Raw genomic sequence first — 26,796 nt, 5'->3', positions numbered from 1 at the left:
TCCTTAAACTTGCATTGCGGTACAGCTGATATCAGACCGATTATGCCTACTAAGGTTCCACTTACGAAGACGAGGCAGTGACCCGAGCCCTATTTCTGTTAATCCTGCTCGTGCTGGCACCCCTGGCCCGGGCCGTTCCGGAGGGTGCGCTGTCGGCGCAGGACGCCGACTGGTTGCGCAAGCACCCGGTCTGGACGGTCGGCGCCTATCGCGAAGGCTATCCGCCCTTTGAGGAACTTCGTGACGGCGAGCTGGAGGGCCTGGGCCCGGACTACCTGAAGGAAATCGCACGCCAGCTCGGGGTGACCCTGCAGACGCGTGTCTATCCCAGCTGGCCGGCCCTGCTTGCGGCGCTTGCACGGGGGGAGATCGATGTCGCCACGTCGGTCACTCCGCTGGAGCAGGGCATGCCGGGCATCCGGGTGGGGGCCACGTATTTCGAGTCCCTGCCGGCGCTGGTGGAGCGCCTGGATGCAGCGCCCATCCATCGTCCGGGCGACCTCAGTGGCAAGCGGCTGGCCGTGCATGCGGGCTATTTCGATATCGCCGCACTGCGTCGCGAGTTGCCGGAAACCACCCTTGTGGAGACCGAATCCACGGCTGATGCATTCGCTCGCGTGCAATCGGGCGAGGCCGCGGCCTATATCGACAATCCCTATTCCGCGCGCGAGTTCATCGGGCGCCTGGGCATGGATCACGAGCTGGGGGTTGGCCTGCCGCTGGCGCTGCCGATCAGCTCACTGGCCTTCGCCGTGCCGGAAAAGCGTGCTCCGATCGGGCGGGCGATCGATCATGCGCTGGGCGAGCTGACGGCGGCCGACCATGGGCGCCTGCGTGCCCGTTGGGTGGGCCGGGATATCGCGCCGCGGCCTCGACTGGGCGGTATTCCCCTCAGCGAGAACGAAAAGGCCTGGCTGCACGATCTGCCGCCCCTGCGACTCGGCGTGGACCCGAGCTACGTGCCTTTCAGCCTCATCACGGGGCAGGGTGAGGCCGAGGGCCTGGCACTGGATTACGTGAGGGAAATCGCCGCGGAACTGGGTGTGCGCGTCACACAGGTGCCCAGTGACGACTGGGCCGGCACGGTGGAGAAGGTGCGGCACGGGCAGGTGGACCTGGTCGCGGCGATCAATCCGCAGAGCGCGACATCGCCCGATCTCGAGGCCAGCGTGCCCTACCTCGACTTTCCCATCATGATCGTCACCCGCGAAGGGTCTCCGACGATCGCCGGGCTGGACGACCTCGCGGGCAAACGGATCATCGGCAACGTGACGCGCGAGCCCATTCGCCGGCTGCTTGCGCAGGTGCCCAACGCGCAGATCATCGCCGCACCGACCGAGGCGGAGGGGCTGCGTCGTCTGGCCGCAGGCGCGGGCGATGCGTTCGTGGGCAACCTGGCGTCCATCGATTACCTCATTCGTGAGAATTTTCTCGGGCAATTGAAGGTCGCGGCACCTACGGGCGAAAACGAAGCCATCGCGATCGGCGTGCGCCACGAACTGGCACGGCAGCTGCTGCCGTTGGTCAACCGTGTCCTGGTCAACCTGCCGACCCATCGCCAGCAGGAAATCCGTAACACCTGGTTCGCCTCGCACTACGTGGTGGGGCCCACCTGGAAAGAAATCGCAGGGCGGGTGCTGCCTTTCGTTGCCGTGCTGTTCGCATCGCTGATCGCGATCAGCTACGCATACCTGAACCTGCGTCGTGAAACACGCCGGCGCGAGCGTACCGAGCGCCGCCTGGCGGAAGTGACGGCGCATGTGCCCGCCGTGGTCTACGAAGCCGTTCGCGGTACGGACGGCTCGTACAGCATGACCTACGTGGGTGGCGACCCGCAGTCCATCCTGGGCATGGAGCCCGGCCAGATGCTCGCCGGCGGAGAGAGCATGCTCGTGCCCGTGGCGGCGGAAGAGCGCGCAGCGATGCGTGAAGCCTTCGAGCGTTCGGCGCGCGACCTGCGCCCCCTGCACCTGACCGTGCGCGCCCAGGTAGGTGGTCGTGTCCGTTACCTTAGTTCCGACGCCGTGCCTCTGGCTGCGGCGGATGGCACGGTGCGCTGGAACGGCTACTGGGTGGATGTCACGGCGCAGGAGCTGGCCTCGCGTCACCTCGCCCATGCGCGCGATGAAGCGGAGGCGGCAACGCGCGCAAAGAGTGATTTCCTTGCCACCATCAGCCATGAAATACGCACGCCGATGAACGGCGTGATCGGCCTGCTCGACGTGCTCGAACGCACGCAGCTGGACGGATCGCAACGGCGCATGGTGGCTACGATCGAGCACTCGGCCGAAGCCTTGCTGCACATCCTCGACGACGTGCTGGATTTCTCCAAGATCGAGGCCGGTCATCTCACCCTGGATGCGCGCCCTGCCGATCCGCGGGCCATCGTGGAAGGTGCCGTGGCCATCATGGCAGGGCAGGCGGAGCGCAAGGGATTGAAACTGGTCGCGCACCTCGACGAGGCCCTGGCTTCATCGGTGCTTGTCGACGATGGCCGCCTGCGCCAGGTGCTGCTCAATCTGCTGGGCAATGCCATCAAGTTCACTTCCGACGGCGAGGTGTCCATCGAGGTGAGCGTGGCGGAGCAGGTGGGTGCCCGCCAGCGGCTGGTCATCGTGGTGATCGACACGGGTATCGGCATCCATGCGGCCAAGTTGCGTCATGTTTTCGCACCCTTCAGTCAGGCTGAATCGTCTACGACGCGACGTTTCGGCGGCACCGGCCTGGGCCTGAGCATTTCGCGACGCCTGATCGAGCGCATGGGCGGTCATATCGGCATCGAGAGCGAACCGGGGCAGGGCACACGCGTGACGGTGACGCTGGAGCTTCCCGTGATCGAGTTGTCACGCAAGCCGGAATCCGCCGAAGCAGCTCATGGCGCCGTGCAGGCAATGCATCCCGGAGCCCGCATCCTGCTGGCGGAAGACCATCCCGTGAACCAGGAGCTGGTGCGTGTGCAGCTAGGCATGCATGGTTACGCCTGTGATGTCGTCGACGATGGCGTTGCCGCCATGGAAGCGCTTGATCGTTCGTCGTACGACCTGCTGCTGGTGGACTGCCACATGCCCCGGATGGACGGCTATGCCGTGGCTCGCGAAATCCGCAGGCGCGAAGCTGGTGGCACCACGCGCCTGCCGATCGTGGCCATGACGGCCGATGCGCGTGCGGACCAGCGCGATCTGTGTCTTGCCGCGGGCATGGATGATCTCCTGCGCAAGCCCATTCGCCTGGAAGCCTTCCACGAGGCCGTGGAGCGCTGGCTTGGCCGACATGACGCGCCACTGCCGTCCCTCGACATGCCGCGTATGCGCCGGGCTTTCGGTTCCGACGAGAATGTCGCCCAGGTGATCCGTGCGGGTGTGACCACGACACGCGATGCGCTGGGCCGTCTTGCGCCGGTACTCGAGCGGGCGGAGCGGGAAGAAACGGCAGGCTGGATCCATCACGTCCTCGGCGGCGTCAACGTCTTCGGCACGTCCGACGTAGGTCAGCAGGGCGAGCGGCTGGAGCTTGCCCTGCGTGGCGGTGCGCCGGTAGACGTGGAAGCGGTCAGCCGGTTTGCCGAGGCCGTGCGTGAGTTCAATGACGGCCTGGAGCGCTTCGCCGAACGCCTCGTGCCCCTGGCGGGTGCTCAGTCGTAGTCGACGCTGAGCACCGCGAAACGTGTCCTGCCACCCGGCAGTTCGGCTTCGAATTCGTCGTCCACGCGCTTCTTCAACACGGCACGGGCAAGTGGTGAGTCGACGCTGATCCAGCCCAGTCGGGCATCCGTTTCGTCGGGGCCCACGATGCGATAACGCACGGTGTCGCCGGTATCCACGTTTTCCAGTTCCATCGTGGCTCCGAAAAATACGGCGTCACGCTGCGATGGTGCGGTTTCGACGACCTTGAGCACCGGGATGCGCTTGCTGAGATAACGCGCGCGCCGGTCGATCTCGCCAAGTTGCTTCTTGCGATAGATGTACTCGGCATTTTCCGAGCGATCGCCTTCGGCGGCGGCAGCGGCGAGGGCCTTTACCACCTCGGGCCTGACGGTGTGCCAAAGGTGGTCCAGTTCGGACTTGAGGCGTTCGAATCCGTCGCGAGTGATGATCGCGGTGGATGACGGCGAAGGTGGTCGCCAGCGACTCATGAGCGCACGCCTGCGCCAAGGGTATCGAGAAGGGCTTCGAGATCGTGCACGACAGGGTGTTCCGGATAAGCGTGGATAAGGGAGCGCGCCAGGGAGGCAGCGTCGTCGCGCCGGTCGAGGCGGTGAAGCATGCGCACGGCCAGCAGGCCGTAGTGCGGCGCGCCTTCGTCTTGTGGCCATGATTGCAGGTAGCCTTCGGCCAGGTGCAGCGCAAGACGCAGCATGCCACCGTGCGCGGCGACATCGGCCAGCGCGCCACAATTGGCTGGCGCATCGGGGATGAAGGCGGGATCGATGTCGATGGCATCCTGCACGACACCCAGTGCGCGGCGGGCTTCATGGCCGGTGACGAGTGCCGCAATCCATATCTGCGCATGCACGAGCAGTTCAGGACGCCTTTGCTGCGCGCGAAGCAGCTCCCGGTAACGCAGATGAAGCGGCGCAGGGGCAACGCCTTCGCGAAGGCGCTCGGTTAGGATATCCGTTGCGGCGGCCATGTCGGTTCGGGCGATTTCGTTGACGTGCTTCAACAGTGCCGTGTCGTCATCGGGAGTCACGGCCATGGCGAGTGACTCGGCATCGGGGCGATAACCGAGCGCTTCATGGCGATGCAGGATCAGCGCTCCCATGAGGTGAAAGTTGTACACGGTGAGATAATTGGCAATCGCGAAGTAGGCGATCACTCCGAAGAAACCCGGGCCATGATCGCTCATGGCGTACTGTGCCCCGCCCTGCAACAGGCTGGTGACCAGCACGACGCCGAACAAGGCCATGTAGTGGCCACCGAGCCGGCCGATTACCGCTACCCAGGTCAGCGGGTTCAGTGCCGTGAGCACGCCATCGAACGTGAGCGACATGGTGATCGCGGGCAGGATGAACGCGAATACCAGCGATACCAGAAAGCCCGGAATGCCGAACAGGATCGGAGCCAGCACGGCAAGCGCATTGCCCGTGACCTGGATGATGATCAGGGCGAGGCTGGTGCCGTCCCGGGATTCCAGGGCCACTTCCGGTGGTTCGGCATAGCCATCGGCGGATCGCCTCAGGCATTCGAAGGCATAGGCATAGATGGCGATCCAGCCGAGGCCGGTAATCAGCAGCTGGGTGCCCGGCAGGAATCCCAGTGTCTCGAACAGGGTGACGGCAACGATGACCATCGGGCCGGAGCCGCGCAGGGGATAACGAAAGCCGGTACGTATGCGCTCTCCGAAAGACGTTTCCGGGTCCAATCGTTCCAGGCGCATGTCAGCGCTTGCCACCAAAGATGCTGCCGAGGATGCCGCGCACGATCTGCTGGCCCGCGCGCGTGCCGACGCTGCGCACCACGGACTTCGTCATCGTTTCCAGAATGCCCTGGCGTCGCGAGGTTCCCAGTACGGCATCACGCACCGCGCCACTCCAGCCGCTATCGGTAGCATCCGCCGACTTGCCAGCGCTTTTGACTGCGGGCGCGTCATCCGCGTTCTTCTGGCTGGCTCGTGCAGCGAGCCGTTCCTCGGCGGATTCGCGATTCACCGACGTGTCGTATTTCGCGCCTACGGGAGAGCGCGAACGCACCGTTGCCCGTTCCTCGGCGGTAATCGCCCCGATACGGCATTCAGGCGTGGACACCAGCACCTTCTGCACGGGTGACGGGACGCCGCCTTCGCCAAGGGTGGAGGCGAGCGCTTCACCCGTGCCGAGCGTGCCGATGACCTCGGCCACATCCAGTTTCGGATTGCGTGCGAAGGTTTCAGCAGCCGCCTTGACCGCTTTCTGGTCGCGGGGCGTAAATGCCCGCAAGGCGTGCTGCACGCGATTGCCAAGCTGGCCCAGGATTTCGCCCGGCACGTCATCGGGATTCTGCGAGCAGAAATAGACGCCCACGCCCTTGCTGCGGATCAGTCGCACCACTTGTTCCACGCGCTGGCGCAGAGCGGCGGGTGCATCGTCGAAGAGCAGGTGCGCCTCGTCGAAGAAGAACACCAGCTTGGGTACATCGAGATCGCCTACTTCAGGCAGTTGCTCGAACAGCTCGGACAGCAGCCAGAGAAGGAAGGTCGAATACAGGCGGGGTTTCAGGATGAGCGTTTCGGCGGCCAGCACATTGATGACGCCGCGCCCGCTCATGTCCTGGCGCATCAGGTCGGCCAGTTCCAGGGCGGGCTCACCGAAGAAGGACTGCGCCCCGTCCTGTTCCAGGCGCAGCAGGGCCCGCTGGATCGCGGCGACGCTGGTGGCGCTGACAAGGCCATAGCGGGCGGAAATGTCTTTCGCATGCTCGGACGCAAACGCCAGCATCGCGCGCAGGTCGCCCAGGTCCAGGAGCAGCAGGCCCTCGTCGTCCGCCACGCGGAAGATGACCTCCAGCACGCCTTCCTGGGTGTCGTTCAGCTCCATCACGCGGGCGAGCAGGGTGGGGCCCATTTCGCTCACGGTCGCTCTTACCGGGTGGCCGAGCTTGCCGTAGATGTCCCAGAACACCACGGGATTGGCCTGGGGCTTCCAGGACGAAAGCCCAAGCCTGGCAAGGCGGCCCTGCAGCTTTTCGGTGGGAGCGCCGGCGGCCTGGGAGAGACCGGCCAGGTCGCCCTTGGCGTCGGCCAGGAAGCAAGGCACGCCCAGGCGGGAGAATCCCTCGGCCAGCAGCATCAGCGACACCGACTTACCGGTGCCGGTGGCGCCGGCGATCATGCCGTGGCGATTGCCGAAACGGGAGTCCAGCTCGACCGTGGTGTCGTCGTTGCGTCCAATGAGGATCCGGGACATGGCTATTCCTTAAGAAAGTCCTGAACAAGTTTACGCAACGGTATGCCGCTGCGGGAAAAATCCGGCCATTCCCCCTTGAGTTGCAGGGTGTCCGGGATTAACGTTGCGGGCATTGTCGTACCCGAGCCATGAGAATGCCTCTTCGTTTCCCTCGTTCTGCCATTGTCCTGTCCCTCGTCGTCCTGGCCGGTTGCGCGTCGGGCGGTGCCCCGCGTCCGGGCAGGGCCGCGCCGCAGGTCAATGTGTTGTACGACCGGATGAACCAGGCGAGCAAGGCTTACGAGGCGTCCATCGACCAGGCTCGCCGGGGCGACACCCCTCAGGCCGCGCAGACCCGCAAGCAGGCGCTCGACCAGCTGAAGGATGCCTCGGCACGGTGCAGCCTTACGCCGGGCTGCGACCCGCAGCGTTTTGCCGCCGTGTTCGATCGCCTGTTGCGCCTGAAGGACGGCAGCTTCATCGAGGGCGAGGACACCGACGACACGCCGCAGTCGGCCGAGGTCGGTGCCCAGCCGGGCGACGCCTCGGGCTCGCTGGCAGTAGGTGCACTGCCGCAGGCACAGCGTAGCGTCACCCTGCTCAAGGGCCAGAAGTTCGCCGACATGATGGTGATGAACGGCCCGGTGAAGGCATCGCTGGAAATGTGGCTCACCCAGCTGCGCCCGAACCTCATGGACGCTTACGTCAACTACCAGATGATGCGCTACAAGATGTGGCCGGCCTACAAGAGTGCCGACCTGCCCGAAGCGCTGCTGTTCGGCATCATGGCGAAGGAGTCGGGCGGCAAGGTGCATGCGGTGTCGCGCTCCGGCGCTTCGGGCCCGCTCCAGTTCATGTACGCCACGGGCCTGCGTTTCGGCCTGTCCAACGACAGCGGGTTCGACCAGCGCTTCGATCCGACGATGGCCGCGCAGGCCAATGCGCAGTACATCAACGAGCAGCTGGCCAACTTCAACAACAACCTCGAACTCACGCTGGCGGCCTACAACGGCGGCGAAGGGCGCATGCGTCGCATCGCCGCGGCGAATCCAGGCGCCGGCTTCTACGATCCGCAGATCTACGGCCAGATGTCGGCCGAAACCCGCGATTACGTACCCATGGTGCTCGCCGCCGCGTGGCTGTACCTGCATCCGGACAGCTACCACCTGCGCTGGCCGAAGATCGACGGCGAAGCAGGGCAGATCGTGCTGAAGCGCCCGGCCTCGATTTCCGAACTCACCATCTGCCTGGGCTCGGCCGAGGGCATGCAGGGCGGCTGGTTCCGCACGTTGCGTAACCTCAATCCACGCCTTGATCCGCAGGTGAGCCAGCCGGTGGGTACGCGGCTTGATGTGCCCAAGCAGCTGGAAAAGGCCTATGCGTCTGCCTGTGCGGATGGCCCGTGGCCCATCCTCGCCAGCGACCTGCACAACGCCGTGAAGATCGTCGCACCGCCGCCGCCTGCGGCCACGTCGGCAGCGCTGGCCAATGGCCCGGCATCTTCGTCGTCTTCTTCGTCGAAGCCGTCCTCTACGGCATCGAAGAGCTACACGGTGCGTCGCGGCGATACCCTTGTGAGCATTGCACGCAAGAGCGACTGCGCCGACGTGGAAGCCATTGCGCGCATGAATGGTCTCAAGGGGCACCAGTTACAGGTGGGGCAGTCCCTGCGCGTGCCGGTGTGTCGCTGAGCGGAATCAGCCTGCGGCGCGGGGTGCCATCCAGTCGGACGGTGCTTCGCGGCGCTCAAGGGCCGATAGCTCCTTGACCTGGCGCATCAGGCGGAGGATCTGCCGATGCAGTTCTTCCATGCCCGGGCGGTGCGAATCCAGCGTCTCGTGATAGACGGCGGCGATCCACAGGGCGACGCCACGCGTGGCGATCAACGGGTTTTCCGAGCGGGCCTTGGTGAGGCCGATGTCAGGCCCGTGGCCGTAGGTGCTGTAGCGTTCTTCCGGCGGGGTGCCGTACAGGTGCGGGAAGTCACATGCCGCTGCCTGCTCCATCTCGCGCCGAACCAGCTGCTGGAGATCGGCATGCGCGCGCACGGGCAGGTCGAGGACAACGCGCTCGATGTCGGCCAGCTGGCGACGCAGGCGGATCTCGCGGTTCAAGGCGATGAGATGGCTGACCAGACGCATGAACGACTTCCCCCAGTACGGATGCTTCCCGGCTTCGACGCCTCCCTCTAAAGAGGTATCGAAGGCCCGAAGCATACCGCCGGTCAGGTCTGAATGTAAGTCGTTTCGGTCACAATGTGACGCAATATGTCACGTTTTTGCGCCTGCCCAGTGACCCAGGCGCTGGCCCATCTGCACCACCTGCTGGGGCTCAAGGGCGTCGATCTCGTAGCCCTCGGGCAGCAGCAGGATCACGGTGGAGCCCATGTTGAAGCGGGCCATTTCGGCGAAGCGCTCAAGCGCGACGCCACGCCCGCTGCAGTCCACCCGGCGGATGTCGGCCGCGTAGGGCGGGATGGTCAGGCCGTCCCAGACCGTCGCGACGCTGGATACCAGGATGGCGCCCACCATCACCGACACGAAGGGGCCGTGCTCGCCGTCGAAGCGGCAGACCAGGCGCTCGTTGCGGGCGAACAGGCGAGGGATGGCCTCCACGGCGAACGGGGCCACGCTGAAGATGCGGCCCGGCACGTGCGTGGTCCCCTGGAGCCTGCCGTCCAGCGGCATGTGCACGCGGTGATAGTCGCGCGGCGAGAGGTAGATCGTCACGAAGCTGCCGTTGCGGAACGCCTCGGCGCTGGCCTCGTCGCCCAGCAGCTCGGCGGCGGTGTACTCCTGGCCCTTGGCCTGGAAGATGCGGCCGTCGCGGATGCGGCCCGACTGGCTGATGCGACCGTCGGCCGGGCACAGGATCGCCTGCGGATCGGGGTCGGCGCGGCGCGCATCCGGCTTCAGCTTGCGGGTGAAGAAAGCATTGAAGTGCTGGTACGCCAGCGGATCGGGCTGGGCGGCCTGGCTCATGTCCACGTCATAGCGCCGCACGATCTGCCCGATCAGGAAGTTCTTCCAGGGAGCCCATTCCCAGCGGGTGGCGTGGTAGACGATCCGCGACAGAAAGCGGTGCGGAAGAATGTATTGCAGCAGGACATTGGGCTTCATCGGCGGGAGTATAGACGACGCGCTTGCCCGCAAGACCATGCGCCTGCCGTAATCCCATAGATCGCGGCTATCGATGCAAAAATGATTATGAATTTCACTTTTTGATACATGGCACCTATCGTTTTGAGGCATGAAGCGCCACGACGAGATAGCGCCCATGGTCGACTACACCTGACGGAATTTCTTTCCGAGGGGCATGCGCTACGGCAATCCATCCATTGACGATGCCGTAAGACCACCTGCCAGTCGCGCTTTGGGTACGCAAGGTTGTCGATCCTGGGAAAGTGGCCGCTATTCAGGGCGTTGTGATTTGCGTGGCCGGATCGACATCTCGATCGTGTTGTCCAATGGCTTGGTTCGTTGGTTACCTCATTGCAGAATCGGCAGCGTGTCTTCTCAGGATGAGGCCAGGTATGTCGAGGATGCTCTTTGTTGCCCTTCTGGGGCTTGTGGTGTCATGCGGAACGCTCCCTCCCCGCAGAGAAGGGGCGGCGCAGTCGATGGCGCCACAAGATCGAGGGGATGCCGTTTCATCCACAGCGACAGTGGCGGCAGACGTTGCGATGCCCGCGTCGGTGGGCAGTCAGGCGCTGGCGGATATCCAGGGCTGGTACAACGACGTGGCGGTCAACTGCAATGCCAGCGTCAATCAGCCTGCCGTGCTGTGCAGCGGCGTGATGCTGCGCGCAACGGAGCCCACGCCTTCGTTTTTACCCTGGGATCCGAGCTCCAACTCGATTACCAGTGGTGGCATCTCGTTCTCGTATATCCGCAACGATGTCAATTTCACCAAGCTGGCGTACGGCCACAAAAACGGCTTCATCCTCTATCCGAAGAACAAGGCGCCGGGCAGCGATCTGTCCATAGAGGTGCTTTGTTCGTTTCCCATGGATGCCTCCACCAGTGACCGCAAGGACCAGGGATGTGGCCAGCATCCTCTCTACGCCGTACCTGCGAGGACCGAGGCATGTGACAAGCAGGGCCTGAACACACTGGCAGCCTGGCAGGCGTTCTACGCGCAGATCGGTAACGATGACCATCGGGGCCAGTGTGGATGGGGCGTACGCAAAGGCGAGAATGGGACGGCTGCGCGATTCATTCTGAGCCTGCAGGCCCATGAAGTCATGACGGGCTATCATCGCAACACCCAGAACGAATTGCGTCTTGCTACCTGGCCCACGGGCAGCGGCGCATCGCTTCCGATTCGCGCGTTCTTTTACCTGACCGGAGGGTTGTCCGACGCGCAGGACGACCAGCGGCGCTACTACCAGCAGTTCGGCGTTTTCGTGCCGGTTGTCAGGGTCAATCTTCCAGCGGTTGTCGGCGGTAAGGCGACGTTTGCTTACGTGACGGGCGAGCAGGTGATCGCAGATGGTGCCGGTGAGGTGTTCGAGCACTTCGAGGGGGAGCATCGTGGTGAGTTCACGACGCTGCGGGTCCGTGGCGGAATGATCGAGAACGCAAACCGGCCCGTAGGCTCTACGGAAATCGTCGATGTCGTCAATGCCTGGAACCATGTCAATCATCGGGCCGTGTTGCTTCGCAACGGCGCGAATTCCAAGGTCACGATGAAGATGACGCTTGCCTCTCCGGCTCTTGAAGTCTCGTTCGGATATGCTTACCAGGATGCTATTTCACCCACCGTTATGGCCTGGTATAGCGACAACACCACCCAGAGCTGGGGATTCAAACCCGCACCGAAGGACGGCAGGGAGTCTTTCAAGGCCAAGCCGGGCACACGCATCACGGCCTTTAGTGTGCGGGTGGAGGCGGTTGCTGCGTCGAAACTGTACATCGATAACATTGCATTGACCGGGGTGGTTGGCCCAGGCGATGTCAGCGGAACAACCGAGCCAGAGCCCTAGGCATCCCTTGCCGGATTGCGAACGCTCTTATCGCATAGCTTCGTCGGGCGAGGGACAATCCGCAGCCTTCGGCCCATAGGGCTCGTCCCCAAGGGGCCGCTTTCTCTTGAGTCTGCGCGCCCATGAAGCCATGCCGGAGCAGCAGCGCGCCCTGGCAAACGAAGTTCGCCTGGCGACCTGGCCGAAGGAAAGCGGCATACGCTTGCCGATACGTGCATTTTTCTACGTTCCGGCAGCCTCGGGTGCCCTCGCCAAGGCACAGGGTGACCAGCGCAGGTATCGCGATCAGTACGGCCTTTCCGTGCCCATCCTGCAACTCGTGCTGCCGGTCGGGGTGGGTATGCCCACCCGTTTCGATTACAACCCGGCTGACCAGGTGGCGCCTATGTAGGAGCAGGCGGTGTCCCCGGCATCCTTGGGCTATGGGGAGTGACCGCATATGTCGAAATGCGTCGAAAGATCAATTATCTACGAAACCAGCAACGGCATTTGCATAGCGATGGCCTGATCTCGGGATCCCATTGCTACTTCTCATGAGCAATGATGTGCTTCAGGTGCCTGACTCTGGTGTGGTGCCAATACACGTCTTGATGTGCAGGCGATGCGGGTCGGGAAAGGGAGTTCGCGATGAAAAGGATCTTTGCCGTACTTCTGCTGGTTGCGCTGGCGGCGTGCGACCACGTGCGGCCCGTCGCACCACCGGCCCCGCCAGGTTCAATCTCATCTCAATCGGTGCAATCGCCGTCGGGGGCGCCAGTTGCTGGCTCACCCCGGGCACTCATCGGTGATCAGGCGGTGGCCGACCTCCGCCGCTGGTATGACGACACCCGGTCGGATTGTGGGGGTGCCACGTCTCCGGCGTTCGTGTGCTCCGGCGTGATGTTGCGGGCTACGGCCAACAGTGCCAACTACTTGCCCTGGAATCCCAATCCGAATTCGACCGGAGTGTCGTTCTCGTGGATTCGCAAGGATACAAATTTCAGCAAGCTGGCCTATGGCTACGGCAACGGGTTCATTTTCTATCCGAAGAGCGAAAACGCGGCAGGTTCACAGGTCATCGATGTGGAGTGTGCCTTTCCACACGACGGGGGAACGAACGACCGGCCTTCGTTGAGTGGATGCGGGCCGACGACGCAGTATCCGCAGAGCAGCCGCCCCTGTGATGACCAAGGCATACAGACCTACTCGTCCTGGCTTCAGAGCTTCAATGGTCTGGTCAACAAGCATCAGGGGCAATGTGGATGGAGCATGCGGTCGTCGGCGCGGGCGAATCGCTTCACGCAATTCATCCTGGCCAGGCAAGGTATGGCCGTGGCGAACTGGAGTACTCAGAACGAATTGCGCATGGTGAAGTGGGCGCAGAACAGTATTGTGCCTGTGCGCGCCTTTTTTTACCTTCCGGGCATAGCCGGCGCGCTAGGGTATGCGCAAGAAGATCAGCGGCGCTACAAAATCGCTTTCAATACTTTTGTGCCGATTATTCGTTTGACACTTGCATCCTCGAAGAGCGATGCGGCGTCGTTTGCCTATGTGGGCGGTGATCAGGTGGTTCCCGATCCCGGGGACGGTGGTTCCGGGCCCGGCCCGGACCCGGGCCACGGGGATATCATTGACTTTGAAAATATCCCTTTGCAGGGACCTATCGATTCTACCCGCGGAAAAATCGAGATTCCATTGACTACCGGTTGGATCGAATTTGGCGGCTGGCTTAGCGGCGCACCGACGTATGTTGCAAACGCAGCCACGCCGACGCCCTTCATATCGGGCCACCACCTGATGACAATAACCCGGCCTGGGCAATATGACAGAATCGGTTTCACTGTGTTCCGTGGCGCATTCCGGTCTTTGGAAGTGAGCTATACCATCGAAGGCGGGAAGCAAGCCTACATGATGGCGGAGATAGGTAACGAGGACGAAATCAAATGGCTTAAAGGCAGCGGAACGCTAGTGTTTGACGCGAAAAAAACGGTTAATTTCGCCCGCGTGTCGTTTGAAGGTAACGTAAATGAAGCTCCAGTGACCATTCGTATCGATAACGTTAAAGTAAAAGAGTAAGGAATCAAGCAATGCTTGATCGGGCCAAGGCTGATGGAATAGCCCTAATGGCGAACACAATGCGGTCGCCCGATTCCTGCCTGGCTATGCATGTGCATGAGGACATGCCGCAGATGCAGCGAGCACAGGCGAACGAACTGCGCCTGGCAACATGTCCAAGGCACAGCGGCACGCGCTTGCCCATGCGCGCACGTCGAGATGTCCTGAGAGATCGCGGACAAGGTTCGCTCCTGAAGGGGGTGGCGTAGAGGGATCAGCGTTGAGAGGTAACGGGCAGGCTTATGTACGTGCCAGCCTCGCCGTCGCGCAAGACCGTCTGCGTCGCCTTTTTGTAATCCGCCGGCTTGGCGTTGAAGATGTTCGGCACGAAGGTCTGTGGATTGCGGTCGTACAGCGGGAACCAGCTCGACTGGACCTGCACCATGACACGGTGCCCCGGCTCAAATACATGATTCACCGTGGGCAGTGGAAAGTTGTAGGCCAGTGGCTTGCCCGGTACAAGCGCCTTCGGCTTGTCGTAGCCCTCGCGATATCGCCCACGGAAGATCTCCATGGCGATGGGTAGCTGGTACCCACCCATCGACGGCTTGTCTTCCACGTCATCCGGATACACATCGATCAGCTTCACTACCCAGTCGCTATCCGTACCTGTGGTGGAGGCCAGCAGGTGCACAAGCGGCTCGCCTGCCACGCCCATCGGTTTATCCAGCACGGGAGATACATACGTCAGTACGTCGGTACGTGTGGCGAACTGACGCTGGTCGTCCACCAGCCATTCGGGCCAGGTATCTTCACGCTCGGCGACCCCATGCGACCACGACTGGATCGGGCGCACGCGGTAGGGCACCGGTTTCGCCGGGTCGGAGATGTACTCGTCACTTCCCTTGTCCGGCACCTGCGTACCGAAGCCACCATGGGCTTCGACATACCAGCGCTGCATGGTCGGCGTGCAACCCTGTGCGCAGGACGAGGGCCATGTATCGAGCCGTCGCCAGGTGTTTTCACCGGTGACGAAGGCATTGACCGGAGAAACATCGGCCCTGGGTGCGCCATCCTTGAGGTATTGCGCGAGGAAAGGTCGCAGCATCTGCTGGCGGAAGGTCTTGCCCGTGTCGCTGCCAAGCTCGATGGCGCCGATGGTACTGGCGTTTTCCCATGTCTTCGCATGACGCCAGGGGCCGAGCACCAGCCAGAGCTTTTCATGGGAGGGGTCGCGCGGGGCGAGTGCACGGTAGACGGCCATGTCTCCGTAGTTGTCTTCCTGGTCCCAAAGGCTGTGGACGAGCATGGTGGGAACCGTCATCGGTTCGTTTGCTGCGATGCGGTCCAGCGCCTGCTCGGACCAGAAGTTGTCGTAGGCAGGATGGGCGAGGATCTTCTGCCAGAAGCCCAGCGCCTCCATGCCATGGGCGCGACCGATGTCGCCTGCCGAGCCGCCGTTGAGGTACAGGTCGTAGTCGTCGCGGTAAGCCGTGGTCCAGGGAATGTCGCTGCCGCGCGAGTTCACCATGCCGTAGATGTAGGGAATCATCTGCTGGCGGAAGGCACCCCGATGAAACCAGTCGTCGCCCATCCAGCCGTCGATCATCGGATTGATCGGTACGGCGACCTTGAGCGCCGGATGCGGATGGATGGTGGCGATCATCGCCTCGAAACCATCGTAGGAAATGCCGATGATGCCGACCTTGCCGTTGGACTCTGGCACCTGCTTCACCAGCCAGTCGATGGTGTCGTATATGTCGCTGGATTCGTCGATGTCGGTGGGATTGCCATGTCCGACCGGTGGCCGGTTCATCACGAAGTCGCCTTCGGAGCCGTGCTTGCCGCGGATATCCTGGATCACCCGGATATAGCCGTCCTGCACGATGATGTCGGCCGGGTTGTCGTACCCGCGCAGGGTCGTGCCAAGGCGCGGGCTGTCGGTGCGGTTGCCCATGCCATCGGCGCCGTAAGGCGTTCGCGTGAGCAGGATGCCCGCATGCCTTGCTCCCTTGGGCACGAGGATAACGGTATGCAGCTTCACGCCGTCGCGCATCGGTATGTTCACCGTGCGCCGTTCGTAGTCGTAACCGGCGTGGCTGGGAACGAAGTGGGCCGGCGTTTCCGTCGGCAGATCCTTGTAGGTGCGTTCGCCGCCGGTCACCGGAGCCGCGAGGGCTCCGGTGACGAGCGCGACGATGGACAGTCGCAATAACGGATGCATGGTGTCTCCGTCAGAAGTCGTAGGTGATGCCGAAGCGGGCGTAGCGCGGCGGCGTGTAGCTGATCACGCGCTGGTAGGCGTCGTTGACCGAGTGGATGCTGCCGGAAACGGGTTCGGTCTGGTCCGGGCGTTGCTGGTTGAGCAGGTTGAACACCGAGACGTTGAAGGCCAGCTTGCGATCGGCCCACAGCGGACGATACTCCACGTTTACATCCAGCAGTTCCTGCCAGGGCTGGCGACCCATGTCACCCGGGCGCGAGGCCACGCCGAAACAGAAGTGGTAATAGCTGCCGTAGCCCGCCGGGTCGGTCTCGGCGGCACCGTAGCGCCCCAGGCACTCCTTCGGGCGGCCCGACTGCACGGTGAGGTTGGCCGAGACCATCCATTCCGGTGCGATCTGGTACGAGCCGTACATCTTCAGCTGGTGCTTGCGATCGTTGGAGAGATAGCCGTTGGCGTAGTCCATCAGCGTGGCGTAGTCCCAGTCACGCGAGGCGGCGACCGAACCCTGACCGACGTCGGATCGCACCTGGCCTTCGGTGTTGCCGTAGCTGCGCGAGTACAGGTAGTCGATCTTGCCCGACCACTTGCCGTCGAACGGATGCGACAGGTACACGTCCAGGCCGTAGTAGTTGCGCTTGAGGTGGGTAAAGCCGAAGTCGTCGTTGGTCACCGTTACATCGGTATAGCCGCCATTGGCGTTGGCCAGCTGGTAGACGTTGGCGCGACCGGGATTGGACAGATAACAGCTGCCGATCGTCACCGACTTCAGATCCGCGCCCTGCGCGGCAGCGGCGCGCGAAATCGCACCGTTGTCGCAGACGTCGTCGAGCGCGTTGCGCAGCTTGCGCACCGTGGCCTTTGCGCCCCAGATCCAGGCCGGATCGAACTGGTGGTCGAAGCCCAGGATGAACTCGTCCTGGTATTCCGACTTCAGGTTCTTGGAGCTGACGGTCTTCGGGTCGGGCGGCTGGCCATATTCGCCGTTCGGTGACACGGCGCCACCGGTGGCCGACTTGATGAAGGTGACACCGGTGGGCAGGCCGTTGGCATCGATGCCGGTATAGGTGAAGTACTGGTTGGTGGCCAGCGAACCGGCGGACGTGCGCAGGGCCACGGAGGCCGGCATGGAAAGGTAATAGCGACCGGCGTTGCCGTAGATCTTCAGCGTGGAATCGCCCTTCACGTCATAGCTGAAGCCGAGGCGGGGTGCCCACTGCGGCTTGGTCAGGCGAAGGTACGGCTGGCCGGCCGGGTTGTAGTTGGTAAACGCATCGTTGCGCAGGCCCAGCGAGAGCAGCAGCTTGTCGTTGACCTGCCAGTCGTCCATCACGTACTGGGCGCGCTGGCTCACGCGAACCGTGGCCAGCGTGTTGTAGTGGCGGTAGTAGCCGTAATAGCCGGTGGCACCACCAGGATAATTGCCGACCTTGTCGACGAAGGGGTTTTCGCTGATGTTGAGGTTCGGATCGATCTTGCCGTACCACAGCTCGTAGCCGACGCCACCGATGGTGGTGCCGTCTTCGTAGTCCTTGGTGTCCTGGTTGTCGATGCCCGCCGTGATCGAGTGCGAGCCGATCTTGTAGTTGAGGTCCACCCGCAGGTTGCGCGCATTGGACTCATGCCCGGGGTTGTCCACCGTATCGAGGGTCTGGTGGTTGGTGATGGGCGTGCCACCGGTGTACGCAGGATTCTGCTGGTCGATGGCACCGATGAAGGGACCGACCACGCCGGTCTGAGCAGGTTCGTTATAGTAAGTCAGCTTCGACTTGCCATAAAGTGCTGTCAGCGTCAGGTCGTCGGTGATATAGCTGGTGAACTTGCCGATATAGATGCGGGCCTGCGTCTTGTCGGTTTCGCCGATGCTGTTGAAGCTGCCGGTGCTGAGCGTGTTGTAGTCGTAGTTGTACTTGCTGCCGCTCGTGCGATGCGTCTCGCCGACGCTCGTGAGCTCAAGGATGTTGTTGTCCGTGATGTTCCAGTCGATCTTGCCGTAGAACTTCGGGTCCTTGTACGTGTACTTCGTATCGTAGGAGTGATTCAGGTCGCCGACATTGTTGCCTTCCGTGCGGGCCGCTTCCACCGCGGCGAATACATACAGCTTGTTCTCGATCAGCGGGCCGCCGGCGTAGGCGCTGATGGTGCTGGTCCAGTCGCGGTTGTCCTTGTTGCGCAGGAAGATGCTGCCCTGGGTCTTTGCGTCACCGTGTACATATCGGATATCACGCGCATCGGACAGCGCAAACTCCGGCTCCCAAAGCACTTGCGCACCGAAGTGCCATTCATTGGTGCCGCGCTTGCCGACCTGGCTGATCACGCCGCCATCGGAGCGGCCGTACATCGCGGAATAACCGCCGCTCAGCACTTCCTGCTGGTCGATCGCGCCATAGGGCAGGCTCACGCCACCGAAGCCGCTGAGCGGATCGGTCGTGTTGAAGCCGTTGATGTAATAAGCGTTCTCGCTGACCGACGAGCCGGCAAAGGAGACCAGCGAGCCGCCGAAGGCGCCCTTGAAGCTGGCGATGCCACGCGATGCACCCGGGGCGAGCAGTGCAATGCCTTCGGCCGAGCGCTGCAACGGCAGGCGGGCCAGGTCGGCCGAGGTGATCACGGTGCTGGAAGCGACGGTGGCGACGTCGATCTTCGGCACCTGGTTGGCTGAAACGGTCAGGCCTTCGAGTTGCTGGGTGCCGCTGGCGGCTTCGAAGGAGACATCGGTGGCGGCACCGACACGCAGGGTGATGTTGTCCCGCGAGTCGACGACCGCGCCTTTCTTCTTGAGCGAGACCTTGTAGGTGGCCAGCGGCAGGGCTTCCACGGCATAACGGCCACGGCCGTCGATGCCGACTTCGCGGGAAAGACCGTTGCTGCCTTCGATGAGCACCGTCTCGCCATCGGCGATGGGCGCCTGGCCAGTGATGCGTCCGGTCGTAGCCTGGCCATGGGCGAGGCCGGAAAGCGACGCGGCGACGGCGGCGCAGATCAAGGTCCGTCGTAGGGAAGGTCGGGGTTGCATGGTAAAGCTCCAGAAGGCTTTCGATTGGGTGGGTATGGCTTCAATCGATCTAAAAATGCAGCGTGGAGCGGCCTTCCTGGCACGTCGTTTTCTTAGGCGTATTCGATGGCGCCGACGATGCCGGCAATGGCAGCGATGGCGCGGGATTTCTCGGCGCGGCGGTCGGTGACCAGTACGTCGATGCGATCGGCGGGGCACCAGGCCACGCGGCTGCGGACACCGACCTTGGCGTGGTCGGCGGCGATCATGATGGAACGCGCATTGGCACACATGGCGCGGGCGATCTCGGCTTCTTCCAGCTCGAAGCTGCTGGCACCGGCGGCGGCGTCGATGCCCACCGGCGAGAGGATGGCCAGGTGCGCCTGGTAACGGGCGATCTCGGCAATGGTGGCGGAGCCGTGCGTGCAGCCGATGCGTGCGTCGAAGCGGCCGCCGAGCAGGCGCACTTCGTTATCGGGACGTGCGGCGAAGCGGGTGGCGACGTCCACGGAGTTGGTGACGATGGTGAGGCCGCTGCGTGCGGAGAGCGCTTCGGCGACGAGGGTCATGGTGCTACCGGCGTCCATGAAAACGGTCTGGCCGCTTTCCACCAGGGACGACACCTTGCGCGCGATGGCGCGCTTCTCGCGAACACGGGTGGCGTGGCGGACATCGATCGGCGGTTCGTCGTCGGCCAGCACGGCACCGCCGTGGACGCGGCGGATCTCGCCGCGATCGGCCAGTTCCACGAGGTCGCGGCGGATGGTTTCGCGCGACACGCCCAGTTCGGTGACGATGCGCTCCACGGACACCTTGCCGCTGGCACGCAGCAGGTCACGGATGCGGGTATGTCGTTCTTCATGCCACATGGCGGCGGTCCTTCAATACGTGCAGGGCAAGGCGCATGGCGCCCAGTGCTAAGGCACCGGCCAGCACCACGCACATGGCGTATGCAGCGGCCTGCGCCAGGAATCCGTTTTCGTCCAGTCGCATCACGCTGACGGAGGCGAGGCCGAGGTCGGGGGTAACGAGAAAGATAACGCCGGACAAGGTCACCATCGAGCGCATGAACAGGTAGAAGAAACCGGCGATCGTAGCCGGTGCGGCGAAGGGCAGGATCGCATCGCGAAGCACATGCCGTGTGTGGCCGCCAAGACTGGAAACCACGTCTTCCAGGGCGCCCGGTACCTGGCGCATGCCTGCCTGCATCGTGAGGAAGGCCTGGGCGTGGTAGTGATAGAGGCTGCACGCCGCGACGATGGCTGCGCTGCCATACAACCACGCCGAGAGCGTCCCATGGTTGAACGCCAGCACGTAGCCCAGGCCAAGCACCATGCCGGGTACGGCAGCGGGCAGCGTGGCGAGGAACTGGATCGGTCGCGCCCAGCGCGGTGGTACGGAGCGCAGGCCGGCGGCCAGCGCGAAGATGAGTGCGATGCCGGCAACGGCGGCAAGCAGCGACACGCCAAGCGAGGTGGCAACCGGGCCATACCCTTCGGGCATGTCGAGGTAGTGCGCGAAGGTGATGGCCGGATCGTAAGGCCACAGGCGGACCAGGCTCACGTAAGCCACGGTGGCGACGACGGCAAGCATGGGCAGCAGTGCGAGCGCACCCCCGAGCCCGAGCAGGACATCGCGCAGCACGCAGCGTGACGCAACCAGGGGCAGGCCGACGACGCCTTCACCGGCGTCCTGGCGACGGCGCGCCATGCGACCCAGCGCCACGGAAAGCAGGGCGGGCAGAAGCAGGATGACGCCGAGCGTGGCGCCCATGCCGAAGTCCATCTGTCCGACCACCTCGCTGTAGATTTCCATCGCCAGCACACGGTAGTTGCCACCCACCACCACGGCGCTGCCGAAGTCGGTGAGCGTTTCGGTGAATACCAGGAAGGCGGCGGCTATCAGGGCAAAGCGCAGGCGCGGCAGGGTGACGTCGAGGAACTGGCGCAGCGGGCCGGCACCCAGCGACGCGGCGGCATCGTAATGCCGTGCGGGCGTGCGCTCCAGCGCGGCGGAAATCACGATCACCGCCTGGGGCAGGCTGTACAGCGTGTTGGCGATCAACAGGCCCCAGAATCCATAGATGTCGGTAGGCAGGCCAGTGAGGCGGTGTACCAGGCCGTTGCGACCCAGCAGGCAGACCAGTCCCAGGCCGATCACCAGCGACGGCGCGAGCATCGGCAGCAGCAGGATGCCGCGGATCAGTGCCTTGCCGGGAAGGCGCGAGCGGTGCAAGGCCATGGCGAGGCATAGTCCGAACAAGACGGTGGCGAGCGTGGTCGCCGCGCCGATCGCCAGGCTGTGCAGGGCCGCACGCGGCAGGCCGGGATCATCGAGCAGATGCGTGTAGTTGGCGAAGGTGATGTGTCCCTGGGCATCGGTGACACTGCGCCAGAGCACGGTGACCAGCGGATGCAGGAAGAACAGGCACAGCACTGCAACCGGAACGCCGACCAGCAGCCACGTACCGATGCGCGGCATCGAAAGCCCCCGTATCGTCGCTACGGCATTCATGCGCAGACCCATGCACCGCGAGCTGCGTTCACCATCACGGCTTCGCCCGGGGACAGCGTGCAATGGCCCGGCAGCTCCGCGATCAGCCGGCGGCCGCGCCAGTTCAATGCGGCGCGTGCGAGGTTACCGAGGAAGGTGATGTCCTCGATGACAGCCTCCCCGCGGGGATCGGCATCGATGTGCAGGTCTTCAGGACGCACGCAAAGCTCGAACGTGGTGTCCGCACCTGGCGGCCGTCGCTCCAGGAAACCCGGCATGGCCTCGCGCACGAAGGTCGTGGGCAGCAGGTTGGCACGGCCGACGAAGTCGGCTACGAAACGCGAGCGTGGACGCTCGTAGAGGTCGCGCGGCGAGCCGGATTGCTCGATGCGGCCGTCACGCATGCAGATGATGGTGTCCGCCATCGACAGGGCTTCATCCCGGTCGTGCGTGACCATGATGGTGGGAATGCCCAGCGAGCGCTGCAGGGCACGGATATCCGTACGCAGCTGGGCGCGCAGGCCAGGGTCCAGTGCGGATAGTGGCTCGTCGAGCAACAGCAGGTCGGGTTCAGTTGCCAGGGCGCGGGCGAGGGCGACGCGTTGCTGCTGTCCGCCGGACAATTCGCCCGGATACTTCCCGCCGGCATGAGCGAGGCCGACCAGGGTCAGCAGTTCGTCGACACGACGACTGACGTCGTTGCCCTTGCGAGCCTTGAGTTTCAACGGATAGGCGACATTGGCGGCGGCATCCCGGTCGGGAAACAACGAATACGACTGGAACACCAGGCCCATGCGCCGCTCGCTCGCCGGCAGCCGGCTGATGTCGCGGCCATCCAGCCACACCGTGCCGGTGTCGGCAGGCGTCAGCCCGGCGATGATGCGCAGCAGGGTGGTCTTGCCGCAGCCACTGGGGCCAAGCAGGCAGACGAAGTCGCTGGCCGCGGCGGCAAACGAAATGCCGTCCAGCACGGCCTGACCGTTCCAGCGCTTGCCCAGCTTGTCGATACGAAGATGCATCCGCGTTGTTTCCCCTGGGCTGGCGCGTCAACGCGTCAGCTTCTTGTACCTGGCGATGAGCGAGGTCCGTTCGCGGGCTGCCGCTGCGAAATCACGGGCGGGCAGGGTGGCGACGATGTCTGCGGGCAATCCGGCACGCTGTTGTTCGTCGGTGGGCACGCTGCCCGGCGCGGCGACGATTTCCTTGTAGCCTCGATAGAGCGCCGCCGCCTGTGGCGATGCCGTCCAGTCGAGAAAGCGCTTCGCATCGTCGGGATGCGCGGCGGCCGTCATCAATGCAGAGCCTTCCAGCTCGTAGCCACTGCCATCGGTGGGTAGCACCATATCGATGGGATAACCCTGGCGAATGGATTGCATCGCGGCAAACGCAAAGGAAATGCCGATCGGGAATTCACCGATGCGCGCAAGCTTGCACGGTGCCGAGCCGGATAGGGTGACCTGTCCGATGTTGCGCGACAGTTGCACCATGCGCTGCATGGCGGCGTCATCGCTGCCGTTGGCGGTCAGCGATGAAAGCACCATATAACCGGTGCCCGACGATGCGGGATCTGGCATGGCGATCTGGCCGCGGTACATCGGATCGCCCAGGTCGCTCCAGCGTCGGGGGGCGGGCAGGCCACGCTCCGCCAGCGCCTTGCGATTCACGCACAGCGCCGCGAGATAGCCGGTGGGAGCGAACCAGCGCGCGTCGCTTGCGCGGAATGCCGGGGGCATCGCATCGATGTTCTTGCTGTGCACCGGTGTCAGCAGTGCAGCGATGCGCGGCTCCTGCATGTCGGTGACGGCCATGCCCCAGACAACGTCGTTGCGTGGCTGCGCGGATTCCGCAATCAGGCGCGCGGCGAGATCGCCACTGGAAAGGCGCAGCACATGGATATCGATATCGGGCAGTGCCTTGTGCGCTGCATCGAGATACGTGGCGATCTCGTCGCTTTCCAGCGCGGAATACACCGTGATCGATCCGGCATGCGCCACGCCCTGCATCGCGGCGAAGCCGAGGAGGCTGGCGATGAGTTGAGGGTAAGAGGGCATGGCGGGCCGTTCGTGCTAAGGATCGTTGAAACGTGGTGTGATCGTGCCACATCTTGTGTGGCGATTTGGGTATATTTGCAAACCTGTGGCTTCAACGTCCACCGAAAAATTTTCGTTTTTGTCATCAACCCGCAACGTGCAAACGCTAGTTCCCGCACGTTCTTTCGCGAGGAGTGTCGCTTGAAGGAGCCGTTGTCCGCCGCAAGGCGGAAGGAGTTCGAAGACTTCGCCGCTGCCATCGCCGATGGTGCCAGATCCATGTCACTGCCACGTTTCCGTCGGCCGGTGGATGTGAGCCTGAAGGGCGACGCGAGTCCGGTGACCGAAGTGGACCGTGGCGTCGAGGCCATGCTGCGCGATCGCATCGAGGCCGCCTGGCCGATGCATGGCGTGCTGGGCGAGGAATTCGGTGCCGAGCACACCGATGCAGAGTACGTGTGGTCGATCGACCCCATCGACGGCACCCGTAGCTTCATTTCCGGCTGGCCGCTGTGGGGCACGCTGATCGCGCTGCTGCGCGATGGACGCCCCGTGCTGGGCGTGCTCGACATGCCTGCCTTGAACGAGCGCTGGATCGGGCATGTGGGCGTGGCGACCACCATGAATGGCGAGGCCTGTCGCACCCGCGACTGCACGTCGATTGCCGAGGCTACGCTGTATACCACCACGCCCGACATGTTCACACCGGACGAATGGGCGCGTTTCGACCGGACGAGCCGGGCGGCCTATGCGCGCCGCTTCGGTGGCGACTGCTATGGCTACGGCATGCTGGCCTCCGGCTATATCGATGCCGTGGTGGAGTCCAACCTGATGCCTTACGACTACCTGGCCATCGCGCCGGTCGTGCAGGCGGCCGGCGGCGTCATCACCGACTGGGAAGGGCGCCCCCTCGGATTGCACAGCGGCAGCCGCGTGGTCGCCGCTGCCACCCCGCAGTTGCATGCTGCCCTGATCGCATCGCTTGCCTCGGACTGACCCTATGTTTTCGCCCGATCGTCGCCGTTTCCTGCATGCCGCCGGTGCCACCGTCGCCGCCTCGCTCATTGCGCAGGGCTTTCCGGCATCCATCGCCAGGGCTCTGGCCACCAGCCCCGACCGGCGCACGGGCACCATCGCGGACGTGGGGCATGTGGTGATCCTCATGCAGGAGAACCGCTCGTTCGATCATTACTTCGGTTGCCTGCGCGGGGTCCGTGGTTTCAGTGACCCCCGCGTGCTCGAACTGGGCAACGGCGATCCGGTGTGGAAACAGCCGATGGCCGCCACCCACACGAAGCACTGGAAGTCGCGCGGCGTGGGCGACGACGTGGCCTGGGTCTATCCCTTCCACTTGGATACAGGGAAGACCGGCGACCATCATGAAGGCACCGATCACGGCTGGAGCACGGGACACGGCTCCTGGAATCTCGGGCACAACGACCGCTGGATCGAGCAGAAGCAGGACGTGCTCACCATGGCCTACCTGCGCCGCGAGGATGCCGCGTTCCATCATGCGCTCGCCGATGCCTTCACCATCTGCGATGCCTACCATGCCTCCGCGCTGGCCGACACGGCCATCAACCGCATCTACCTGTGGAGCGGCACGTCCGACCCTTCCGGCCGGCTCGGCAAGAAACCGAATGGCCCGGGTACGGAGGAGCGCGCGAATACCAACGGCTATACCTGGACAACCTACCCGGAGCGCCTGGAGAAAGCCGGCGTCAGCTGGCGCGTCTACCAGGGCGGCACGGGCGATCCGGGTTCGCCGACCGACAACTACACCGACAATTCCCTGGAGTTCTTCGCCGCCTATCAGGTGAAGGAGGGTGCCGACCCGCAGGGTGCGCTCGTGCGCAACGGCGTATCCACGCACACGCTGCGCGAGCTTCGTGACGACGTCATCCACGACCGCCTGCCGCAGGTCACCTGGATTGTCGCGCCCTATGAATACTCGGAGCACCCCAAGGCATCGCCGGCGGACGGTGCCTTCTATATCCGCCGCGTGCTTGATGCGCTGACGGCCAATTCGAAGGTCTGGAGTCGCACCGTCCTGTTCCTCAACTACGACGAGAACGACGGCTTCTTCGACCACGTGGTGCCGCCGGCGCCACCTCTGGCCGACGGGCAGGGCGGCAAGGTCTCGGCGGATATCGCGCCGGGCCTGCGCGATGAAATCATGGACCTCGATGCGCATCCGGGTATCTCCGGTCCGCTGGTGCCGGGTAGCGATCCGCTGGGGCGTCAGCCGGTCGGCCTGGGCAATCGCGTGCCGATGATCGTGGTGTCGCCGTGGACACGGGGTGGCTGGGTCTGCTCGGAAACCTTCGACCACACCTCGGTGCTGCGTTTCCTCGAAAAACGCTTCGATGTCGAAGAACCCAACATCAGCACCTGGCGTCGCGCGGTGTGCGGCGACCTCACCAGTTGCTTCGATTTCGCCGGCACGGCGGATGCCTCGGTGCCGACGCTGGGTGTGCCCCACGGCTCGGACGGCAAGGCACCCATTACGGTGCCTTCGACGCAGGTCATGCCGGTACAGGAGCCGGGTACGCGCCGCGCCCGGGCGCTGGCCTTTCGCTGGCATGTGGAGCATCGCCTCGACGCGGGTGAGAGCCATATCCGCTTCGTCAACGAGGGTGCGCTGGGCGCGGCCTTTCTCGTCTACGACGGACTGGATCGCGATGCGGCACCACGCCGTTATGCCGTGAGTGCCGGCGATCATCTCGAAGACGCCTGGGCGCTGGCCCCCAGGGGCGACGGATACGACCGGCGCATCCATGGTCCCAACGGCTATGTCTGCGCCCTGCGCGGTGCCTCGGATGACACTTTCGAAGCCACGCTTCGTGGCGTGGCCGGGGAGCGGCAGGTGCAGGTCATGCTGGTCAACCACGGAACCTCGCCGCTGGGCTGCCGGGTCGCCAATGCCTATGGCGAGGCCGGGCCATCGCTCATCACGCTGGCACCCGGTGCCACGCAGAGCCTGTCCATCGACCTGGCCGACAGCGCCGGCTGGTATGACATCTCGGTGACCCTGCCGGAGGCGCCGCGCTACCTGCGTCGTTTCGCGGGCCACCACGAGGACGGCCGGCCCGCCACGAGCGACCCCGGTCCACGCCGCTGAGTGGCCCCGTGGCGGGCGCGAGCAGGCCATGGACGGCTATACTCCTGTGTCAGCCA

General features: G+C 63.9%; 18 protein-coding genes. 7 read left to right on the top strand and 11 right to left on the bottom strand.

Going from position 1 to position 26,796, the window contains the following annotated elements; all coding sequences use genetic code 11:
• Window positions 1-77: 77 nt before the first annotated feature.
• Window positions 78-3,641 (top strand): ATP-binding protein, encoded by a 3,564-nt coding sequence (locus HBF25_RS11580; protein WP_166948526.1) that lies wholly within the window; start codon window positions 78-80, stop codon window positions 3,639-3,641.
• Here HBF25_RS11580 and greB read toward each other — a convergent pair.
• From greB to HBF25_RS11565, 3 genes are read right to left on the bottom strand one after another with little or no spacing between them, the layout of a single operon-like run.
• Window positions 3,632-4,132 (bottom strand): transcription elongation factor GreB, encoded by a 501-nt coding sequence (gene greB, locus HBF25_RS11575; RefSeq protein ID WP_166948524.1) that lies wholly within the window; start codon window positions 4,130-4,132, stop codon window positions 3,632-3,634. The two genes, HBF25_RS11580 and greB, sit on opposite strands and share 10 nt — an antisense overlap.
• Entirely contained in the window at window positions 4,129-5,391 is a 1,263-nt protein-coding gene (locus tag HBF25_RS11570; RefSeq protein WP_166948522.1) for a tetratricopeptide repeat protein, read from the bottom strand. Before HBF25_RS11570 ends, greB begins: the two co-directional genes overlap by 4 nt.
• The gene (locus tag HBF25_RS11565) at window positions 5,378-6,880 is read right to left on the bottom strand and encodes a helicase HerA-like domain-containing protein (RefSeq protein ID WP_166948520.1); all 1,503 of its coding nucleotides are present in this window, start codon (window positions 6,878-6,880) and stop codon (window positions 5,378-5,380) included. Before HBF25_RS11565 ends, HBF25_RS11570 begins: the two co-directional genes overlap by 14 nt.
• Window positions 6,881-7,014: 134 nt before the next feature.
• Between HBF25_RS11565 and HBF25_RS11560 the strand changes: the two genes are divergently transcribed.
• The gene (locus tag HBF25_RS11560) at window positions 7,015-8,550 is read left to right on the top strand and encodes a transglycosylase SLT domain-containing protein (RefSeq protein WP_243853183.1); all 1,536 of its coding nucleotides are present in this window, start codon (window positions 7,015-7,017) and stop codon (window positions 8,548-8,550) included.
• A gap of 6 nt (window positions 8,551-8,556) precedes the next feature.
• Here HBF25_RS11560 and HBF25_RS11555 read toward each other — a convergent pair whose 3' ends face one another.
• Window positions 8,557-9,000 (bottom strand): hypothetical protein, encoded by a 444-nt coding sequence (locus HBF25_RS11555; RefSeq protein WP_166948516.1) that lies wholly within the window; start codon window positions 8,998-9,000, stop codon window positions 8,557-8,559.
• Window positions 9,001-9,129: 129 nt separating this feature from the next.
• A complete protein-coding gene (gene asd / locus HBF25_RS11550; protein WP_166948514.1) occupies window positions 9,130-9,978 on the bottom strand; it encodes an archaetidylserine decarboxylase in 849 nt (282 codons plus the stop codon).
• Window positions 9,979-10,391: 413 nt separating this feature from the next.
• Between asd and HBF25_RS11545 the strand changes: the two genes are divergently transcribed.
• The 3 genes from HBF25_RS11545 (at window position 10,392) to HBF25_RS11535 (ending at window position 13,898) form a co-directional block, all read left to right on the top strand.
• A complete protein-coding gene (locus HBF25_RS11545; protein ID WP_166948512.1) occupies window positions 10,392-11,843 on the top strand; it encodes a hypothetical protein in 1,452 nt (483 codons plus the stop codon).
• Window positions 11,844-11,949: 106 nt separating this feature from the next.
• Window positions 11,950-12,234: a hypothetical protein gene (locus HBF25_RS11540; protein WP_166948510.1), complete on the top strand. Its 285-nt coding sequence runs from the start codon at window positions 11,950-11,952 to the stop codon at window positions 12,232-12,234.
• Window positions 12,235-12,470: 236 nt separating this feature from the next.
• Window positions 12,471-13,898, top strand: a complete 1,428-nt coding sequence (locus HBF25_RS11535) for a hypothetical protein (protein ID WP_166948509.1) — start codon at window positions 12,471-12,473, stop codon at window positions 13,896-13,898.
• 253 nt (window positions 13,899-14,151) lie between these two features.
• Here the strand turns inward: HBF25_RS11535 and HBF25_RS11530 are convergent, their stop codons facing one another.
• From HBF25_RS11530 to HBF25_RS11505, 6 genes are all read right to left on the bottom strand, one after another.
• Entirely contained in the window at window positions 14,152-16,101 is a 1,950-nt protein-coding gene (locus tag HBF25_RS11530) for a CocE/NonD family hydrolase (RefSeq protein WP_166948507.1), read from the bottom strand.
• Window positions 16,102-16,111: 10 nt separating this feature from the next.
• Window positions 16,112-19,117 carry a TonB-dependent receptor gene (locus HBF25_RS11525; RefSeq protein ID WP_166948506.1) on the bottom strand — a complete coding sequence of 1,002 codons (3,006 nt, stop codon included), beginning with the start codon at window positions 19,115-19,117 and terminating at the stop codon, window positions 16,112-16,114.
• A gap of 92 nt (window positions 19,118-19,209) precedes the next feature.
• Window positions 19,210-19,965: a DeoR/GlpR family DNA-binding transcription regulator gene (locus HBF25_RS11520; RefSeq protein ID WP_166948504.1), complete on the bottom strand. Its 756-nt coding sequence runs from the start codon at window positions 19,963-19,965 to the stop codon at window positions 19,210-19,212.
• Window positions 19,955-21,622 (bottom strand): ABC transporter permease subunit, encoded by a 1,668-nt coding sequence (locus HBF25_RS11515; RefSeq protein WP_166948502.1) that lies wholly within the window; start codon window positions 21,620-21,622, stop codon window positions 19,955-19,957. Before HBF25_RS11515 ends, HBF25_RS11520 begins: the two co-directional genes overlap by 11 nt.
• A complete protein-coding gene (locus HBF25_RS11510) occupies window positions 21,607-22,608 on the bottom strand; it encodes an ABC transporter ATP-binding protein (protein WP_166948501.1) in 1,002 nt (333 codons plus the stop codon). The genes HBF25_RS11515 and HBF25_RS11510 overlap by 16 nt, the downstream gene beginning before the upstream one ends.
• A gap of 27 nt (window positions 22,609-22,635) precedes the next feature.
• The gene (locus HBF25_RS11505) at window positions 22,636-23,640 is read right to left on the bottom strand and encodes an ABC transporter substrate-binding protein (RefSeq protein ID WP_166948499.1); all 1,005 of its coding nucleotides are present in this window, start codon (window positions 23,638-23,640) and stop codon (window positions 22,636-22,638) included.
• A 180-nt stretch (window positions 23,641-23,820) separates the two neighbouring features.
• Between HBF25_RS11505 and hisN the strand changes: the two genes are divergently transcribed.
• The gene (hisN, locus tag HBF25_RS11500) at window positions 23,821-24,615 is read left to right on the top strand and encodes a histidinol-phosphatase (RefSeq protein WP_208392535.1); all 795 of its coding nucleotides are present in this window, start codon (window positions 23,821-23,823) and stop codon (window positions 24,613-24,615) included.
• Window positions 24,616-24,619: 4 nt separating this feature from the next.
• Complete coding sequence (locus HBF25_RS11495) at window positions 24,620-26,740, top strand: phosphocholine-specific phospholipase C (protein WP_166948496.1); 2,121 nt, start codon at window positions 24,620-24,622, stop codon at window positions 26,738-26,740.
• Window positions 26,741-26,796: the final 56 nt, after the last annotated feature.

The organism is Luteibacter anthropi, assembly GCF_011759365.1.
GTDB classification, from domain to species: domain Bacteria; phylum Pseudomonadota; class Gammaproteobacteria; order Xanthomonadales; family Rhodanobacteraceae; genus Luteibacter; species Luteibacter anthropi.
The sequence above is the reverse complement of the archived record's forward strand: the minus strand, read 5'-3'. Positions and strand labels throughout refer to the sequence as shown.

Excerpts from the sequence above, each read along its gene's own strand:
- HBF25_RS11495 (WP_166948496.1), top strand. The coding sequence starts at position 24,620 with ATGTTTTCGCCCGATCGTCGCCGTTTCCTGCATGCCGCCGGTGCCACC.
- HBF25_RS11560 (WP_243853183.1), top strand. The coding sequence starts at position 7,015 with ATGCCTCTTCGTTTCCCTCGTTCTGCCATTGTCCTGTCCCTCGTCGTC.
- greB (WP_166948524.1), bottom strand. The coding sequence starts at position 4,132 with ATGAGTCGCTGGCGACCACCTTCGCCGTCATCCACCGCGATCATCACT.
- HBF25_RS11545 (WP_166948512.1), top strand. The coding sequence starts at position 10,392 with ATGTCGAGGATGCTCTTTGTTGCCCTTCTGGGGCTTGTGGTGTCATGC.
- HBF25_RS11530 (WP_166948507.1), bottom strand. The coding sequence starts at position 16,101 with ATGCATCCGTTATTGCGACTGTCCATCGTCGCGCTCGTCACCGGAGCC.
- HBF25_RS11520 (WP_166948504.1), bottom strand. The coding sequence starts at position 19,965 with ATGTGGCATGAAGAACGACATACCCGCATCCGTGACCTGCTGCGTGCC.
- asd (WP_166948514.1), bottom strand. The coding sequence starts at position 9,978 with ATGAAGCCCAATGTCCTGCTGCAATACATTCTTCCGCACCGCTTTCTG.
- HBF25_RS11525 (WP_166948506.1), bottom strand. The coding sequence starts at position 19,117 with ATGCAACCCCGACCTTCCCTACGACGGACCTTGATCTGCGCCGCCGTC.
- HBF25_RS11505 (WP_166948499.1), bottom strand. The coding sequence starts at position 23,640 with ATGCCCTCTTACCCTCAACTCATCGCCAGCCTCCTCGGCTTCGCCGCG.
- HBF25_RS11515 (WP_166948502.1), bottom strand. The coding sequence starts at position 21,622 with ATGGGTCTGCGCATGAATGCCGTAGCGACGATACGGGGGCTTTCGATG.
- HBF25_RS11510 (WP_166948501.1), bottom strand. The coding sequence starts at position 22,608 with ATGCATCTTCGTATCGACAAGCTGGGCAAGCGCTGGAACGGTCAGGCC.
- HBF25_RS11565 (WP_166948520.1), bottom strand. The coding sequence starts at position 6,880 with ATGTCCCGGATCCTCATTGGACGCAACGACGACACCACGGTCGAGCTG.
- HBF25_RS11555 (WP_166948516.1), bottom strand. The coding sequence starts at position 9,000 with ATGCGTCTGGTCAGCCATCTCATCGCCTTGAACCGCGAGATCCGCCTG.
- HBF25_RS11535 (WP_166948509.1), top strand. The coding sequence starts at position 12,471 with ATGAAAAGGATCTTTGCCGTACTTCTGCTGGTTGCGCTGGCGGCGTGC.